The 12,548-nt window shown below is 62.1% G+C and carries 11 protein-coding genes, 1 tRNA gene and 1 pseudogene; 10 read left to right on the top strand and 3 right to left on the bottom strand.

Annotated elements, in window-relative coordinates:
• The 4 genes and pseudogenes from M8744_RS17375 to M8744_RS17360 all read left to right on the top strand — a co-directional run.
• A pseudogene (locus M8744_RS17375) lies at positions 1 to 691 on the top strand (hypothetical protein); the annotation flags it as partial.
• Positions 692 to 1,035: 344 nt separating this feature from the next.
• Entirely contained in the window at positions 1,036 to 1,296 is a 261-nt protein-coding gene (locus M8744_RS17370) for a helix-turn-helix domain-containing protein (RefSeq protein WP_251420019.1), read from the top strand.
• A gap of 74 nt (positions 1,297 to 1,370) precedes the next feature.
• Positions 1,371 to 3,092, top strand: a complete 1,722-nt coding sequence (locus M8744_RS17365; protein ID WP_251420018.1) for a SulP family inorganic anion transporter — start codon at positions 1,371 to 1,373, stop codon at positions 3,090 to 3,092.
• On the top strand, positions 3,089 to 3,355 hold the full coding sequence (locus M8744_RS17360; RefSeq protein ID WP_251420017.1) for a winged helix-turn-helix transcriptional regulator: 267 nt from the start codon (positions 3,089 to 3,091) through the stop codon (positions 3,353 to 3,355). Before M8744_RS17365 ends, M8744_RS17360 begins: the two co-directional genes overlap by 4 nt.
• 203 nt (positions 3,356 to 3,558) lie before the next feature.
• Here M8744_RS17360 and M8744_RS17355 read toward each other — a convergent pair whose 3' ends face one another.
• Positions 3,559 to 4,422 (bottom strand): LysR family transcriptional regulator, encoded by an 864-nt coding sequence (locus M8744_RS17355; RefSeq protein ID WP_251420016.1) that lies wholly within the window; start codon positions 4,420 to 4,422, stop codon positions 3,559 to 3,561.
• 200 nt (positions 4,423 to 4,622) lie between these two features.
• On the opposite strand from M8744_RS17355, the gene M8744_RS17350 reads away from it, so the two are divergent.
• The 6 genes from M8744_RS17350 to M8744_RS17325 all read left to right on the top strand — a co-directional run bounded on the left by M8744_RS17350 (position 4,623) and on the right by M8744_RS17325 (position 11,629).
• Positions 4,623 to 5,393, top strand: a complete 771-nt coding sequence (locus M8744_RS17350) for an HAD-IIA family hydrolase (RefSeq protein WP_251420015.1) — start codon at positions 4,623 to 4,625, stop codon at positions 5,391 to 5,393.
• Positions 5,387 to 6,316, top strand: coding sequence for an ABC transporter permease (locus M8744_RS17345; RefSeq protein ID WP_251420014.1), 930 nt, complete (start codon positions 5,387 to 5,389; stop codon positions 6,314 to 6,316). The genes M8744_RS17350 and M8744_RS17345 overlap by 7 nt, the downstream gene beginning before the upstream one ends.
• Before the next feature lie 6 nt (positions 6,317 to 6,322).
• The gene (locus M8744_RS17340) at positions 6,323 to 7,210 is read left to right on the top strand and encodes an ABC transporter permease (protein ID WP_251420013.1); all 888 of its coding nucleotides are present in this window, start codon (positions 6,323 to 6,325) and stop codon (positions 7,208 to 7,210) included.
• Between the two features lie 74 nt (positions 7,211 to 7,284).
• Positions 7,285 to 8,838 carry an ABC transporter substrate-binding protein gene (locus M8744_RS17335; protein WP_251420012.1) on the top strand — a complete coding sequence of 518 codons (1,554 nt, stop codon included), beginning with the start codon at positions 7,285 to 7,287 and terminating at the stop codon, positions 8,836 to 8,838.
• Positions 8,839 to 8,902: 64 nt separating this feature from the next.
• Positions 8,903 to 9,778 carry a metallophosphoesterase family protein gene (locus tag M8744_RS17330; RefSeq protein WP_251420011.1) on the top strand — a complete coding sequence of 292 codons (876 nt, stop codon included), beginning with the start codon at positions 8,903 to 8,905 and terminating at the stop codon, positions 9,776 to 9,778.
• Between the two features lie 3 nt (positions 9,779 to 9,781).
• Entirely contained in the window at positions 9,782 to 11,629 is a 1,848-nt protein-coding gene (locus tag M8744_RS17325; protein WP_251420010.1) for an ABC transporter ATP-binding protein, read from the top strand.
• Here the strand turns inward: M8744_RS17325 and M8744_RS17320 are convergent.
• Both M8744_RS17320 and M8744_RS17315 read right to left on the bottom strand, forming a co-directional pair.
• The gene (locus M8744_RS17320) at positions 11,597 to 11,983 is read right to left on the bottom strand and encodes a hypothetical protein (RefSeq protein WP_251420009.1); all 387 of its coding nucleotides are present in this window, start codon (positions 11,981 to 11,983) and stop codon (positions 11,597 to 11,599) included. The genes M8744_RS17325 and M8744_RS17320 overlap by 33 nt on opposite strands.
• Positions 11,984 to 12,105: 122 nt before the next feature.
• Positions 12,106 to 12,180, bottom strand: a tRNA-Phe gene (locus M8744_RS17315).
• Between the last annotated feature and the right edge of the window lie 368 nt (positions 12,181 to 12,548).

The following is a 12,548-nucleotide window of genomic DNA, read 5'->3' as shown; positions in this document are numbered from 1 at the left end:
CGATTACGGCGACTACTTCCGCGTTGGCGAAAGGGACGGCACCAAGAGCCTGACGGCGCCGGCCGACACCGGGCTTTACGAGATCCGCTACATACTGGATGAGGGTCGGCGGACGATGGCGCGCCAGACCATCGAGGTGACCGAACCCGAGGTGACGATTTCGGCACCAGACGAGATTCGCGCCGGTGATACGATCCGTGTGGAGTGGGCAGGCACGGTTCATCCACGCGACTACATTACCATTGTGCCCGCCGGCAGCGACGGCGACTCGGGCGACTATTTCCGTGTCGGCGACAAAAGCCAGAGCGACATCAGCGCCCCGGAAACCACCGGGCTTTACGAACTGCGCTACATCCTGAACGAGGGTAAGCGAGTCATGGCCAGCACGTCGATCGAAGTTTTGGCCGAGGACGCGGCGTTGGAGAAGGGGGCAAGCATTGATGCACCGGAAACGGGCGCGCCGGGTGCGACGATCGAGGTGACCTGGAACGTGGACAGCGAAAGCGCCGATCAGCGGGTTACGCTGGCGCGCGGCAACCAGGCGATCTTTACCTGGATCGAGGCGGTCAAGACGGGCGATGGCCCGCCTGTGCGTATCACCTTGCCCGAAACTGCCGGTGTCTATGAACTGCGTTTTCTTGACGTGGCCAACCAGGCCGTGCTCGCGCGCAAGGTCATCAAGGTGGAATAGGCAAACCACCGGGTCAGGGGCGCCAGCCCCTAACCCGGTCACCGGACAAAGCCACAGGCACAGTTGGCTCTGATCGAAACAGGTCATGGTGTTCATGACGGCGTTTCGGTCGATTGGCGATGAGGTGACTGAAACCGCCATGCGTCGCGCCGGCACAAAGGTGCGGGCAAATGCACGCGCTCTGAGCACTTGCCGCAACAATATCGGAAACGGCAGCACCCACTTGCCTATGCGCGCATGGACGGGCGTGGGGTCATGATTTTATTTTGAAAGCTTTATGCCTGATATTTGACATATCATCATACATATTCCAAACTGTCTTTATCGAATGCAGGGTATGCCTCATGATTACTGGCCCTCAGATGCGCGCGGCGCGCGCCCTTATTGGTATCGACCAAAAGGCCCTGGCCGAGTTGTCGGGGCTTTCCGTGCCGACAATCCAGCGCATGGAGGCGAGCACCGGCAACGTGCGCGGTGTCGTCGACAGCCTGACCAAGGTGGTCGAAGCGCTTGAAGGTGCTGGCGTCGAACTCATTTCGGAAGGCGCTTCCAGCGCTGGACGTGGACGCGGCGTGCGCCTGAAGGTGCCTGTGCCAAAGCCCTGATCTCTCAACCCGCGACGGCGACCGCCGACAACAAGCCGACGATCCCGCCGCTACCCTCAAAGGTGCGGCCATAGATGAAACATCAGACCAACAGGCAAGGCGAGACTGCACGCTTTGCCGAGCTTTTCACCCCGAAACTCGTAACCGTCCTGCGCGAAGGCTACGGCGCGGCGCAGCTGCGGGCAGACGCCATCGCTGGGCTGACAGTCGCCATTGTTGCGCTGCCGCTCTCGATGGCCATTGCCATCGCATCCGGTGCGACCCCGGCGCAGGGGCTTTACACCGCCATTGTCGGTGGTTTCCTTGTCTCGCTGCTGGGCGGGTCGCGGTTTCAGATCGGCGGCCCCGCGGGGGCTTTCATCGTGCTTGTCGCCGCCACCGTGGCCCAGCACGGGATAGAGGGTTTGATCCTTGCAACTTTCCTGTCGGGGCTGATGCTGGCCGCGGTGGGGTTCTTGCGGCTTGGCACCTTTATCAAGTTCATCCCCTTTCCAGTCACCGTGGGGTTCACGGCGGGCATCGCTGTCATCATCTTTGCCAGCCAGATCAAGGAATTGTTCGGGCTGACGCTGGCACATGAACCGGGTGAACTGTTGGAGAAGATCCCGGCGTTGTGGGATGCGCGAACAAGCCTGACACCCGCGGCGCTGAGCCTTTCGGTGGTAACGATGGCCATCATCCTGGGCCTGCGACGCTGGCGCCCGCATTGGCCGGGGATGCTGATCGCGGTGGGGGCAACGGCTGGCGCCACGGCCATGTTTGCACTGCCTGTGCCGACCATCGGCACGAAATTCGGTGGCCTTCCTTCGTCGCTGCCGGTGCCGGAGCTGCCGCGGATCTCGATGGAGAATGTCGTGGAGGTGTTACCGGCGGCCATTTCCTTCACCTTGCTGGGCGCGATCGAGTCGCTTTTGTCGGCCGTTGTTGCGGATGGCATGACGGGGCGGCGCCACAGGTCGAACTGTGAATTGGTGGCACAGGGTGTCGCCAATGTGGGGTCGTCGCTTTTCGGCGGTTTCTGTGTGACCGGCACCATCGCGCGTACTGCCACCAATGTTCGTGCCGGGGCGCACGGGCCGGTCGCGGGGATGCTGCATGCGCTGTTTCTGTTGCTGTTCATGCTCGCTGCTGCGCCGCTGGCATCTTACATTCCGTTGGCCGCGCTGGCCGGCGTTCTGGTGATCGTTGCCTGGAACATGATCGAGAAACCGGCCATTGCTGTCCTTGTCCGCTCGGGCTGGGGGGAGGCGACCGTTCTTGGTGCAACGTTTTTCCTGACCATATTCCGCGATCTGACCGAGGCGATCGTTGTCGGCTTTGCCCTGGGGTCGGTTCTTTTCATTCATCGTATGAGCCGGACGACAGATGTGGCGACAGACAGTGCCTTCGTCGGCCGTGATGAGCCCGACACCGCGAACCCGCGCGGCGAATACCACGAAGAACAGGCAGCAAACCCAGATGTCGTCATCTTTCGGATCACCGGGGCGCTGTTCTTTGGTGCCGCCGCGTCCATCGGTTCCGTGCTTGATCGTATCCAGGACACGCATAAGGCGCTGATCGTCGATTTTTCCGCGGTGCCTTTTCTCGACTCGACCGGCGCCAACATGATCGATGGCCTTGCCCAAGAGGCCCGAAAACAGGGTGTCGCGCTTTGGCTTACTGGGGCGAACCGCGACATTCAGCGCGTTTTCGTGACCCACGGCCTGAAGCGTCCACTGGTCCATTATGCGACCACGGTCGATGAAGCGCTGGCAGAGGTGCGCGATGGCGTCTCCACAAACCGGGAGGACGCATGATGCCAGGCACCGGCAGGCATACACATCGCGCGCAGCGCCGCAGGCACGGCCCGGCTGAAGCGCGTCGGCGTTTTATCCTCGACGCGCTGGAGCGACCGAGGACACAGGCGGAATTGCGCGATGCCTTGGGGATGAGCAACAGCGGAATCCTCCACCTGTTGCGGCGCATGGAGCGCGACGGGCTGGTGCGGCCTGCCGAACGCATCGCCTGGACACGAATCTGGGAACGCACGACGGAACCGGCCGCAGCGCGACACTCATGACATACGCGTGCCCCGATGGGGGCGTCATTCGAGCGTACGGACTACGCCGCTTTAACCTGGGTCGCGGCCAAGATGCGCTTGGCCTATGAACTGGCGGCGGCCTGCAGGGCATAAAACCCACCCTGCCAAAACCGTAGTCCGGGCCAAGCGCTGGCCAAGATGAAAAACGCTTGTAGCCTGCCGATCTCTTGTTTCGCGAAACGTCAGGTCCGCAGCATTTTCGGGCTGAGCTGTGCCGCCACGTTAAAGAACAGGTCGATCAGCGCGTTACGTTCATCGGCAAGTGCGAACACGACCTCGTCAACTGTCGAGTGGAACTCGGGAACAGGTATGCGGCGGACGGTGTCGGACCGGTATGTTCCATAGCGCCACATGAAACCGACCCCGATACCGAGGGCGACAGCCTCGTAGACGGCATCCCTCGTGTCGGCTGTCAGGCGTGGTTCGGGCGCAAGCCCAGCCTGGCGAAAGCCACGGTCAACGATCTTCTGGGTGGATGATCCATGAGACCGGAACACCAGCGGGCTGGCCGCCAAACGTTCCAGCGAAACCTCGCCCTGGTCTGCCATAGGGCTGTCGGGCGACACGATGGCCACCACCTCTTGCGAGATGACGGGCGCTCGCCGAAACCGGGTATCGGCAGGCAGATCGGGCAAGACGGCAACGTCTACCTCGCGCCTTGAGACCGCTGCCATGATGTCTTGATGTGATCCGCTTTCCACCGACACCGTCAGCGTCGGGTGCAGGCTCAGAACGCGTCCGACAATGGCGATGCCCGGCATCGAATTTCCAAGCCCCACCCTCAGACGGTGTTTGCCGGTCGGGCCGCGGCGGGCCAGCACACGTTCGGCGTCGTGCATCGCGTCCTGCATGCGATTGCCTATGTCGCAAAGCTCAAGACAGGCAGGCGTTGCACGCAGAACACCGCGCACGCGGTCGAACAGGTGGATGTCATAGGCGCGCTCCAGATCCCGGACCTGCTGTGCAACGGCCGAATGTGAAATCCCGATTCGACGCGCGGCAGCCGAAAATGAGCCCTCTTCGGCCACGGCTGTGAGGGCACGCAAACGCGAAAGAGACAGACCTTTGGCCGTTTCTGAAACCGATACCTTCATGTGATGCAATATAGGCTTTCACCTGTAACGGCACGGTTACAGTCGACCGCCAAAAGGGCGCCAACGACCGGTGCTGATCCGGTTCAATGAAAAGCCAAGACATCGCCGAAACGGCGAAAACGGGGAATTTCCCCGAACGGAGAAGTGTTGAAATGAGCGAGCCGGTCCGACTGCGGCATTTTCTAGACGGCCCCTTGCCGGATCGGTCTGCCATCCTGGCCGACCTCGACGGCTGTCTTGTGTCTGGCGAGGCTATACTGCCCAACGTGCCCGAACTGTTCGCGCGCTGCCGCGACCGGCTGTGGATCGTTTCGAACAACTCTTCCGACACTGCGCAAAGCCTATCGTCGCGGCTGGCCCGGCTCGGCCTGTCAGTCCCGCCCGAGCGGATTCTTCTGGCTGGAGAGATGACATTGCGCGCTTTACAGGCGACCCGGCCTGGCGCACGGATCGCACTTTATGCAGCGGAACCGCTGCAGGGCCTGGCGCGCGACCTGGGGCTGTGGCCCGACCGCGAGCACCCGGAGGCCGTCGTGCTGGCGCGTGATCCCGCGATAGGGTTTGCCGATATTGCACGTATCGCGACGTTTGCCGATGCCGGGTTGCCCGTCATCCTGGCAAACCCCGACCGCAGCCACCCAGCCGCCGACGGCACGCCGGTGCCCGAAACCGGAGCGCTTTGGGCAGCTGTGAACGCCGTCGTGCCGCAGGCGCGCATGAGCAGCCTTGGAAAGCCGGCGCCGGATCTTGCGCGCGAGGCATTGCGCCGGGCGGGGGTTGCGCCGGCGGCTGCGGTCTTCATCGGGGACACCGCGGAAACCGACGGCTTGGCCGCCGCCGCCGCCGGTGTCGAATTCGTCCAATTGATGCGTCCGGGTAAAGCCCCGGCAAATGCTTCCGTGAACGGAGCCTGCACATGTTGAGCTATGTCTTGCGCACCCTGTCCCGGATGGTCCTGACCTTCTTTGTAATCGTGACCATCGTGTTCTTCGCGACACGCCTGTCGGGTAACGCGGTCGATTTCGTGATCGGCGAGGGGATTACCAGCGAGGATCGCGACTTGCTGATAGCCTATTACGAACTCGACGAACCGATCTTTACCCAATACCTGGCTTTCCTGCGCGCCTTCACAGACGGGCAGTTTGGTCTTTCGTTCATCGAAAGGCGGCCGGTTGTCGACATGGTGCTGGAGCGCATCTGGCCCTCGACGCAACTGCTGCTGTCGGCGATGGCGCTGACATTGCTGGTGTCGATTCCGCTGGGTATCGCGGCGGCCATCTGGCGCAACAGCTGGGTCGGTAGCGCGGCCATGGTCGCGGCCTTCCTCGGTTATGCGGTGCCGAACTTCGTTCTGGCAATCGGCATGGTGCTGGTCTTCTCCTACTGGCTGAACTGGTTGCCGGTGGTTGGCAACGGCACCGCGTTGCATTTCATCATGCCGACCATCGCCATGGCCGGGGTCTTGATTGCCGCGCTTAGCCGGTTCACGCGCAATGCCATGCTTGACGTGCTGGGCCAGGATTTCATGCGTACCGCGCGGGCCAAGGGCTTGCCGGAGGGCAGGGTCATCGTAAAGCACGGGCTCCGCAATGCCGGCATCACTCTGCTTTCGGTAATCGGGCTGCAGGTCGCCGGGCTTGCCGCGGCCGGGTCTGTTGTGATCGAGGCAATCTTTGCCTGGCCGGGGATCGGCGATCTGCTGGTTACCTCGGCGCTGCGCCGCGATTACCCGGTGCTGCAATTCGGCGTGCTGACAGTGGCACTTGCCGTGATCGTCATCAACGCCGTTATCGACCTTGCCTATGCCTGGGCCGATCCGCGCCTGCGCCAAAGCATGAAAGGCTGAACCACCATGTCCATGACTGCTGTTCCTGCCGCTTCTTTTCCCGCTACCTTGCTTGCGCTTTGGCGTGGGGCCGATTTTATCCAGAAAACCGCGATCATCATTGGGCTGGCGCTTGTCATCCTTGCGGTGATGGCCCCGATCATCGCCCCGTTCGACCCCAATTCGCAAAGCCTGATCGCGCGGCTGCGCCCGCCGCTGGGCTTTGAGCGGGCCAAGGGAGGCTATGTGCTGGGCACCGATGAACTGGGCCGCGATGTGCTTTCGCGCAGCCTGCATGGATTGCGCCTGACGCTGATGCTCGCGGCGCTGGGCGCCACGCTTGGCCTGATGCTCGGCGGCGTGCTGGGGTTGATCGCGGGCATCGCCGGTGGGCGCACCGAGGCGGTGATAATGGCGGCAGTAGATACCCAGATCGCCGTGCCCTTTACCTTGGTTGCGCTGTTCCTGTTGGCCATCTTTGGCAGCTCGTTGCAGGTGATCGTTCTTGTGCTGGGCCTGGCCGGTTGGGAGCAATATGCCCGTATCGTGCGCGGCGAGGTGCGCCGGTTGATGAAAATGCCCTTTATCGAGGCCGCCCGCGCCGCCGGAGCCGGGCCCTTGCGGATCGCGCGGTATCATCTGCTGCCCAACATCGTTTCACCGCTGGTGGTGCAGTTCACCCTGTCGCTGTCGAATATCGTGTTGCTGGAGAGCACGTTGTCCTTCCTGGGCCTTGGCGTGCAACCGCCCACAGCCACACTGGGTGCGATGGTCGGCATTGGCCGCGACTACATGCCCACCGCGCCATGGATCGTGGCGGCCCCGGCGCTGATGATCCTGCTGATCACATTCGCGGTGCAGATCCTTGGTGATTGGCTGCGCGATGGTGCCGACGTCCGGCTGCGTGCCCGATGACCCCCGATACCAACAACAGAGGCGCAAACGCCCATCCCGTTCACCCATCAAACCAATGCTCACGGAGAAAAGACATGTTCAGACTTCTGCTTTCAACCGCCCTGGCTGCCGGGCTTGCCTCGGCTGTCTCGGCCCAGGAAATCACCGTCGGCGCAGCCAACGTGTCGAGCTATCTCGACCCCGGTCGCGACCATTCCAATGTTGGCTCGCAATTCTACTACAACGCCTTCGACACCCTGATCGGCAAGAACCATGACACGCTTGATGCCGAATGGGTGCCGGCGCTGGCGACTGAATGGAAGCTGGTCGAACCCAAGGTCATGGAACTGAAGCTGCGCGAGGGCGTCACCTTTCACAACGGCGAGGCAATGACGGCCGATGACGTCGTCTTTTCGCTCAACCGCATGTACCAGGCCGATTTCCCACCTTACGTGGTGCGGTCGCGCGACCGGCTGGGCAATTTCGTCGAGGCCCGGAAGGTCGACGACCTGACCGTGCGCATCAGCGTCGAGAAGGAAGAACCGCTTTGGGAGACCCTGCTGAACCTGCAGCAGGTCATGATCATCCCGGAAGATTACACCAAGGGCCTGACCGGCGACCCGAATGTGGCCGAGCATGACGATTTCGAGGCCTTCTCGTTGGCCCCGGTCGGCACAGGGCCCTATCGCGTGGCCGAGTTCGTGCCCGGGGAACGCCTGGTCTGGGAACGCTTCGACGATTTCTGGGGCGACGCCGCACCGCTGGAAAAGGTGACCGTTCAACAGATCCCGGAAACCGCTTCGCGCCTGACTGCGCTGAAAACTGGCGAGGCCGACATCATCACGAATATCGCCCCCGACCAGTTGGCACTGACCGAGGCCGATCCGGATTTGCGCACCGTGGGCAGCGCCACGCCACTGTTTCACGTGATGATCATGAACGTGAACCACCCCAAGTTGACGGACCCGCGCATCCGTCAGGCAATGAGCCTGTCCATTGACCGCGACACGCTGAACGAGGCGCTTTGGCTCGGCAAGGCGGTCGTTCCTTCGACCCACACGCTCGAGGAATTCGGCGACCTCTATATGCCTGAGCTCGAGACATTCGAGTACAATCCCGAAAAGGCCAGGGAGCTTTTGGAAGAGGCGGGTTATGACGGGTTCGAGATCACATTCGACACCCATCCGACCTATTACACTAACGGTTTGCTGGCCGCCCAGGCCATTACCGAGATGTGGAAAGAGGTTGGCATCAATGGCCGCGTGAACATTGTCGAGAAATGGTCGGGCGGCGCGCCCGAGATGATGGCCCGCAACTGGTCGAACCCGATGTATTTTGCCGATCCGTTCGGATCCTTTGGCGTGATGTGGGCGCCGAACGGCCCATCCGAGGGCGAGGGGCGTTTCAATACTGACGCCGACTATGCCGAGATCTGGGAACGGTTCCGTTTCTCCAGCGATGTCGAAACCCGCAAGGCGGCCTATGCAGAATTGATGGAACGCATCAAGCAAGACCCGCCGGTGCTGCCGCTTTATCGCCCGTATGAAAGCTGGGCCATGCGCAAGGACGTGAACTGGGCGCCAAAGCCAGGGCACATTCCCTACGTGTTGGACTTCCGCGCAGGTTCCATCTCTCTCGCATCCAACTAAGCGATCTGCGGCCCGCCGCCCCGGTGTGGCGGGCCGCCCCCCATGAATTTTCAGGAAAGACCTAATGATGACTGTTCGCCTTGCCATCGTCGCCGACATTCACCACGGGACGCCGTCAGCCACCAAGCGCGGCGACGCCGCGCTTGGTCTTGTCGAGGAATTCGCCCACTACGTCCGCGATGCGGATGTAAGCCACGTGCTCGACCTGGGCGATCGGATCTCGGACGTGGACCACGACACCGATCTGCGCTTGGAGGCCGAGGTGGCCGAGGCGTTCCGCGCCGTTGAAAAACCGATCTGGCACATGAATGGCAATCATGACCGCGATCACCTGAGCGTTGCCCAGAACGAGGAAATACTTGGCCAAACCTTGGGGCACGAGACACACGACATCGGTGGCTGGCGCATCGTGTTGTGGCGTGCTGATAGCCGCATTCATCGCGGCGCCGATCACTCTGGCTTCGTGCTGCGCGAACCGGATTTGTTGTGGTTGTCGCGCGTGGCACAGGCGGCCGACCGCCCGTTGCTGGTTGTCAGCCATGTTCCACTTTCCGGCCATTCGCAGACCGGCAACTACTATTTCCAGAACAACCCGGGGCTTTCCACGTATCCAATGGCCGAGCGCGCCCGCGCCGCCTTGGCCCAGGCCCGTGTGCCGGTTGTTTGCCTGGCCGGTCATGTGCACTGGAACACCGTGACCACCGTCGATGGCATCCCGCACCTCACCCAGCAATCGCTGACCGAAAGTTTCACCACCGAAGGCGGGCCGGCAGCCGCGATGGGGGTGATCGAGCTGGGGGAGACCGTCATGTGGGACGTGGTTGGCCACGATCCTTTCAACGCCCGGCTCACGCCCTCGGCGCGGCGTTGGACACCCGCATTGCCGAACTTTCGCGCACACCCTGAAATGCGCGCCCGTCACACCCAAACCGCGAGCTGACTCATGACCCGTGCCCCCCTGCTGACTGTCGACAACCTGTGCCTGAATTTCGGTTCTCACGCAGCCGTCAGGAACCTTTCCTTCGATATAGGCAAGGGGGAGACCGTGGCGCTGGTCGGGGAATCCGGGTCCGGAAAATCGGCCACCGCCTTGGCCGTGCTAAGGTTGATCGAACGCGAAGGGGGGCATATTGCCAGCGGTCGCATCACGTTGCATGGTGCGCCCGACCTGCCGCTTTCCACGCTGACGGAACGCCAGATGCAGGCCGTGCGGGGCAACCGCGTTTCGATGGTCTTTCAGGAACCGATGACCGCGCTTAACCCGGTGATGCCGCTGGGTGAACAGGTGGCCGAAGTCCTGCAACTACACCAGGGGCTGGACCCGGCTGCCGCCCGGCGGGCCGCCGCAGAGGCGCTGGCGCGGGTCAAGATCCCCGAACCCGAGCGCCGGCTGGACCAGTACCCGCATGAATTGTCGGGCGGGCTGCGCCAGCGCGTGATGATCGCGATGGCATTGGCCTGCCGTCCCGACCTGTTGATCGCAGACGAACCGACTACCGCGCTGGACGTGACCACGCAGGCCGAGATACTGGCCCTGATCAGGGGGTTACAGGACGAGATCGGCATGGCCGTCCTGTTTATCACGCATGATATGGGCGTCGTCGCAAAGATTGCTGACCAGGTCGTCGTTCTGAAGCGGGGTGAAAAGGCCGAGGATGGCCCGGTCGATGAGGTCTTTTCGCGGCCGCGTGCACGCTACACGCAGCAATTGATGGCGGCCACGCCGAAACTGGGAAGCGGCGCGCCAGAACCGTTGCGCCGCCCGGGCGCGCCGGTTCTGGCAGTCGAAGACCTTTCGGTGCGTTTTCCAGTGCGCCGTGGTCTGCACCGTCGGAATCACTTGGACTATCATGCGGTGAATGGTGTCTCTCTCTCGATCGCGCCCGGCGAGACGCTGGGGCTGGTCGGCGAATCCGGTTGCGGCAAGTCCACGCTTGCCCGAGCGGTGCTGCGCCTCGTCGCGCCGAGCGGCGGGAAGATTCACCTGGATGGGCAGGAGATCTCCGGCCTCGACAGCGCCGCGATGCGCCCGTTGCGCCAACGTGCCCAGATGGTGTTCCAAGACCCGTTTGCCAGCCTGAATCCGCGGATGTCGGTACGTGACCTGATCACCGAGCCGGCCCAGATCCATAAACACATGTCACGCCGCATTCGGCGCGCTCTGGCCGAGGATCTTTTGACCAAGGTTGGGCTGGAACCCGATGCCGCCGACCGGTTCCCACACCAGTTTTCCGGCGGACAGCGCCAGCGGCTTTGTATCGCCCGAGCGCTTTCGGTGCGCCCGGCATTGATCGTTGCCGACGAGGCGGTCTCGGCGCTCGACGTTTCTGTCGCGCGCCAAGTGACGGATCTGATGGCCCGGTTGCAGACCGAAGACGGTGTCTCATTCCTGTTCATTTCTCACGATATCGCGGTTGTCGAGCGGGTCAGCCACCGGGTTGCGGTCATGTGGGCGGGGCAGATCGTCGAGACTGGTCCGACGAAAGCGGTTCTGCTCAATCCGCAACACGCCTATACCCGGCGGCTGTTATCCGCCGTTCCGGTGCCGGACCCGGCCCGCCGTTTTGATCCGCGTCCTGACTTTCCCTCGCTGCAACCGCCCGACCTCTTGTTGCCCACGGATCAAAGCCCGCTTCGCGCCCGCATGCTCGAGGTCGCAAACGGCCATTTCGTTGCAGCCCATGACCAGGCCAGCCCGCTGCTTTTCGGAACTCCGCGCGTGGTGCCGCAAACCACGGCGCCCGGAGCCGCCACCACGTCAGAGTCCCACGGCCTGCTTGATCGTGTCTGACGGAGCAACGTGACGTGACCGTAGAATCGCATGACGCCATAACCGGTGATTTGCACGGGCATCGTGAAAAACGGCAGGCTCAAAATGATGATCGTGGAGACCCTCCTGAGCAGCAGCCAATATACGTGACCACCAAAACGGATACATCGGTGCGCCGACAAGCGAGTAGATCTCGACGCGCCAGGGAGGAACCCGTGTTCGTTTTCCAAGCCCGTCAGACAAGGTGGGCGCGTTCACATTGAAACTCGCGATAGTCTTGTCGGACTTGGCCATGACTTCGCCAAGCGGCTGAAGGTGGACAGCCAAGGCGTCGAAGTCAATTGCCTCTGATGCATAACCAGCGAGCCGTGCCATTGGCAGATTGGTGCAGGTGGAAGCATACAGCGAACAAAAAAGCCCCACTTTTGGTCACGACGGTCGACGGCGGGAAGATTTTTGCCCGTGCTAATTCATGTCGTTAAAACTTGGGAGTTCTTTGGTGCCCGGGGGCGGAATCGAACCACCGACACGAGGATTTTCAATCCACTGCTCTACCCCTGAGCTACCCGGGCACGGGTGCAGATTAACTGCGGGTGGCGGTCTAATAGGCGAGTGAGCAAACGCTGTCCAGACCAGATTTGAAAAAAGCGATGCCGCGTGATGCCGAAAGATAGACGTACGATCTGGGGCGAGTCTCCTGAGTCCGCGCGCCGGCCATTTTTCGTAGGGCTGCAGGGCAGGGCGGAACAGTCTCTTCATGATGCTGCTACCCGCTCACATCCGTGAAGTGCCTGTTTTTAAGGTGTTTCGGCGCGAGATCTAAAAAAAAGCGCCGTTTGGTGAAAAAAGGGGTTGCGGGTATTTGTTGTTATCCGTAAAAGCCCCTTCACCGGCGCTGCTGAGGCGGACGTTGGGGCGCCTACCGGGGCTGACGAGGTTC

The sequence above is a fragment of the Lutimaribacter degradans genome, from assembly GCF_023703375.1.
Taxonomy (GTDB): Bacteria; Pseudomonadota; Alphaproteobacteria; order Rhodobacterales; family Rhodobacteraceae; genus Lutimaribacter; species Lutimaribacter degradans.
The sequence above is the reverse complement of the archived record's forward strand: the minus strand, read 5'-3'. Positions and strand labels throughout refer to the sequence as shown.